Origin of the sequence: Geodermatophilus amargosae (assembly GCF_041028265.1) — a bacterium.
Classification (GTDB): domain Bacteria; phylum Actinomycetota; class Actinomycetes; order Mycobacteriales; family Geodermatophilaceae; genus Geodermatophilus; species Geodermatophilus amargosae_A.
Window position 1 is genome coordinate 1 of sequence record NZ_JABGCW010000058.1, and the last position, 563, is coordinate 563.

Below are 563 nucleotides of genomic sequence, written 5' to 3' on the forward strand. Positions count from 1 at the left end.
AATACTGGCTTCCTCTGTCAGAGTGATGGATGAGTCCTTTTGCAGTTTCTTCATCAATGCTTTTATATGCCATTTTAAGCGCTTCTAATGGATATACAGTTTCTAATGTTGGACCAACAGCCCATCCAACGATTTTATGGGAATACAGGTCTGTTATAAGCGAGAGATAGCACACACCTTCATTGGTTTCAACATAGGTGATGTCACTTGCCCAAATCTGGTTCGGATGGGTAGGGACGACTCCCTTAATCAGGTTTGGGTATTTGCGATAATTATGGTCGGAATCTGTTGTCTTATAGCGCCTACGGCGCTTTATACGCACCATGAGCCCATGCTTACGCAGCATCTCAATAAATGCGTCACGACCAGGGAAGCAGCCTGTATCCTCAAACATCTGTTTCAATATGGCATGCAACTTTACAGCTCCTAAGCCAGGATTCGACTTACGATACTCACGTGCCTTTTCAATGATGATAGACTCAATGGCCTCTTCAGCAAAGCCGTCAGAGACATTGCGCTTATTATATGCTTGCCGGGTGAAACCAAACAGCCCGCATAGAGTG

The 563-nt window shown here is 44.8% G+C and carries 1 protein-coding gene; it reads right to left on the reverse strand.

What is annotated here, in order from left to right:
- The coding region (locus HLV61_RS23190; RefSeq protein ID WP_369259765.1) for a transposase at positions 1 to 563 on the reverse strand (563 nt) is incomplete at both ends.